Source organism: Gilliamella sp. wkB292, from assembly GCF_001690235.1.
Lineage (GTDB): Bacteria > Pseudomonadota > Gammaproteobacteria > Enterobacterales > Orbaceae > Gilliamella > Gilliamella apicola_F.
The window spans coordinates 1-3,989 of sequence record NZ_LZGO01000040.1; the positions used below are offsets into that span (position 1 = coordinate 1).

At 33.7% G+C, this 3,989-nt stretch carries 2 protein-coding genes; both read right to left on the reverse strand.

Annotation, left to right across the window (positions count from 1 at the left end; all coding sequences use genetic code 11):
* Positions 1-935: 935 nt before the first annotated feature.
* Complete coding sequence (locus A9G09_RS04140; protein ID WP_141671524.1) at positions 936-2,561, reverse strand: hypothetical protein; 1,626 nt, start codon at positions 2,559-2,561, stop codon at positions 936-938.
* Positions 2,562-3,800: 1,239 nt separating this feature from the next.
* Positions 3,801-3,989: hypothetical protein (locus tag A9G09_RS12860; RefSeq protein ID WP_218056827.1), on the reverse strand; the 189-nt coding region annotated here is incomplete at its 5' end.

Genomic DNA, 3,989 nt, shown 5'->3' on the forward strand with positions numbered 1-3,989 from the left:
TTTATGGAATTTAGATGGATTGAAATTTCGTACGTTGCTTGTTTTGTAACGTTTTCTTTTCGGTGAAAACGCCCGAGTAAAGAGAGGTTTATGTGATCTTCCCCAAATTACTCGCACCATCCATTTTTGCTAACTAACTCTGTCGGTTCGGGTTACCCTTTCCGCAGCAATTTTACATTAGCAGCTTAGCCTTTATTACCTCTTATGTACTATCCATAATTTAAGAATTAATTTGATGTTCTAGACGTTAACGCTTGGCTAAAATAGGAAGTTACAAGCAAAAAACAAGCAATAGCACTAAAAAGATCTGTCAGGATAATTTGGTTTGATAAAAAGATTGACGCAAGAATAGGAAAAACGATCGCACGAAAGCTCGTGATATTTTACTTATCTTCGTGTAAAAATAGAATTCTGTGGAAAATGTATTTTGTGATCTTAACTTTAACAAATTTAAATTATCGTTTTGATCTGTAGAAAATTATAATACCCATGTGACAACCATATCAATTAATCATTTGATTAATTGATTAATTTTATTGATTTAGGTTGATTTTTAGTCGTTCATCTAAAACGATGTAAAAAGTAAAATAACTGAAGAAACACAATGCAACACTTTTTTCACTCAATAACGTTAACGTTTGTAAGAAATATCTAAAATATAATCAGTTAGTTACTTTTTTAAATGAATATATTTCCATTATAAATCTTTAAAATTAAGATTATTTTTCCTAAAAAATTTATTTTAGTCTTTAAAATCGTGGTTTTGATCATTTAATAATTTTTAAGCGGAATTTAGGACCTTCTATCCCCGCTACTCAACTTTCTTGCGATAAACACACAACCCATTCGCCTCAATCGAGGCGAATGGGTTAAGTTTCGACATCATAAAGTTTTGGAAAATCTACGCTATTTTACTCTCCCCCCCAAAATAAGAACTAAGGTTTGAGTTCTGAAGCACAAATCCCGTAGTACAAACCTGCAGGCGTTACCCAATGAATAAGTCCGTAGTCGCCGTGCGCATAATACCAGTAGTCACCATGGGAGTATTTGTCGTTAGTCCAATAATACCAATAAAAGTTAGCATTAGTGTAATATAGCATATAACCCCACTCAGAAAAAAGACCAGCCCCGATGTGACGTTGGAAATAATTACCCGATGATACAGGTGTAGCACTAATTATATCGTCATATGGATAAACAGCATTGGTTAAATCCCTTACATTAGGAAGTTCATAACCTATATTTTTACACCAAGATAGTTGGTCGTTGTAATTTCCCATAACGGTTCCACGATTAACAAACCACTGCTTTAATTCAAATCCATATTTAGCGACAGCGTTACCACTACTGTCACGACCAACTAACTCGAATGTCTGGGGTAAAGATGGTTTAGCTATTTTATCCGGCACTCGAGAATTCCATTGTGATGAGGTTGCAGCAGGGCCAGTTAAGGTAACGCGAACACTAGTTTTTGTTGAATTAGTCATCGTCGCTGTAATTCCACTATGAGAAACCGGCTCCCAAGTTAATGCCTGATCAGTATTGCTAATATCTAAATCAAAGAACAAACCATTAGCTCCAGTAGTCGGGAAATTTGAACTATAAGATGATGGTGTAGCTGTTTGAGTTAGGAAACCTTTATTATAATGCCAGATATTTTCGGGACCTGCATAGATACCTATGTTATATACCAAATTACTCGGTTTAGCAAAACAAACCCCTGGTGATTCTTTAGGATTAAAATAATAGCTAACATTACCTGCATCGAACTTAATGCTATTAGGAAAGCCATAACGAGTGGTCAATGTGCTTTCGGTACTAGTTAATGTAGCTTTATAAGGCGCGTTACAATACATTGGTACAGTATTTCGTGATACAGTTCTATTATCTTTATCAACAATAGACAAACTTAGACTGCCTGTAGCTGTAACATCAGAATCACCATCATCATCTCCCCAATAATTATAATTTGAATCAATAAGAGTATTTAAATCGATGGAATTAGTATCAGTAGGAACCAACATCCCTATATCAGCAAAACTCTGATCTGCATCAGGTAAGACGATTGGTGTTACAGTTGAAGGGTTGGTTGAAGGTGTGTATTGTGTACCGTCGGATAAAGTAATACCTAACAGCCCCTCAGTCGTGGTGACTTTAGTTACCCCATTATCAAAAGTTAAATAGGGTTCACTACCATGAATGACATGTACCGTAGTCACCGATAACGCTTGAGTGGTAGTGGCATACAGCAATAATAACCATGGCATCGATGCTAAAGCCAGTTTAGATAATTGACCTGATGCTTGAGTTTGCGTATAAATCAATGTTGGACGTAAGATTAACCTTAAATTTATCGCTTTAAGTAAGCGATAGCATAACGCTAAACTAAATGTGCATCTTTTACTTACACTGACTGCTAAAAAACGATGGCGAGTTACCTTGCTTTGATGAAATAAGTTAAGAGTAGAAGTCAGAATTGAATTAAGCTTCAACCTAAAGAGAGATTGGTGAGTTTTTAAAACATTGTTTTCCCATCGCCGGGGGCTATAATTATATTTCATGGTGCTCCATTAGTAAACTAATCCGTTATTTTATTTTATTTTTTTATGTTAAATGGTCATAATTTAAGCTTAATGAACTTAAATGAAACTTAAATAAAGCTTAAATAAGCTTAATTTTTGGAATTATAAGGTTATGATAAAAAAAAGCCACTCATTCAACCGGATTATTTGTAAAGAAATGTAAAGAACAATATAAATGATAAACTCTCATAGCCTTTAAATAGCTAGATATCTTTGAAATATAACGGATTATTTTCTATTCGAAAATATATCATCCGCTTGTTTATTAAAGTTCTGAATAGATTTTATGGAATTTAGATGGATTGAAATTTCGTACGTTGCTTGTTTTGTAACGTTTTCTTTTCGGTGAAAACGCCCGAGTAAAGAGAGGTTTATGTGATCTTCCCCAAATTACTCGCACCATCCATTTTTGCTAACTAACTCTGTCGGTTCGGGTTACCCTTTCCGCAGCAATTTTACATTAGCAGCTTAGCCTTTATTACCTCTTATGTACTATCCATAATTTAAGAATTAATTTGATGTTCTAGACGTTAACGCTTGGCTAAAATAGGAAGTTACAAGCAAAAAACAAGCAATAGCACTAAAAAGATCTGTCAGGATAATTTGGTTTGATAAAAAGATTGACGCAAGAATAGGAAAAACGATCGCACGAAAGCTCGTGATATTTTACTTATCTTCGTGTAAAAATAGAATTCTGTGGAAAATGTATTTTGTGATCTTAACTTTAACAAATTTAAATTATCGTTTTGATCTGTAGAAAATTATAATACCCATGTGACAACCATATCAATTAATCATTTGATTAATTGATTAATTTTATTGATTTAGGTTGATTTTTAGTCGTTCATCTAAAACGATGTAAAAAGTAAAATAACTGAAGAAACACAATGCAACACTTTTTTCACTCAATAACGTTAACGTTTGTAAGAAATATCTAAAATATAATCAGTTAGTTACTTTTTTAAATGAATATATTTCCATTATAAATCTTTAAAATTAAGATTATTTTTCCTAAAAAATTTATTTTAGTCTTTAAAATCGTGGTTTTGATCATTTAATAATTTTTAAGCGGAATTTAGGACCTTCTATCCCCGCTACTCAACTTTCTTGCGATAAACACACAACCCATTCGCCTCAATCGAGGCGAATGGGTTAAGTTTCGACATCATAAAGTTTTGGAAAATCTACGCTATTTTACTCTCCCCCCCAAAATAAGAACTAAGGTTTGAGTTCTGAAGCACAAATCCCGTAGTACAAACCTGCAGGCGTTACCCAATGAATAAGTCCGTAGTCGCCGTGCGCATAATACCAGTAGTCACCATGGGAGTATTTGTCGTTAGTCCAATAATACCAATAAAAGTTAGCATTAGTGTAATATAGCATATAACCCCACTCAGAAAAAAGACC

Excerpts from the sequence above, each read along its gene's own strand:
- A9G09_RS04140 (WP_141671524.1), bottom strand. The coding sequence starts at position 2,561 with ATGAAATATAATTATAGCCCCCGGCGATGGGAAAACAATGTTTTAAAA.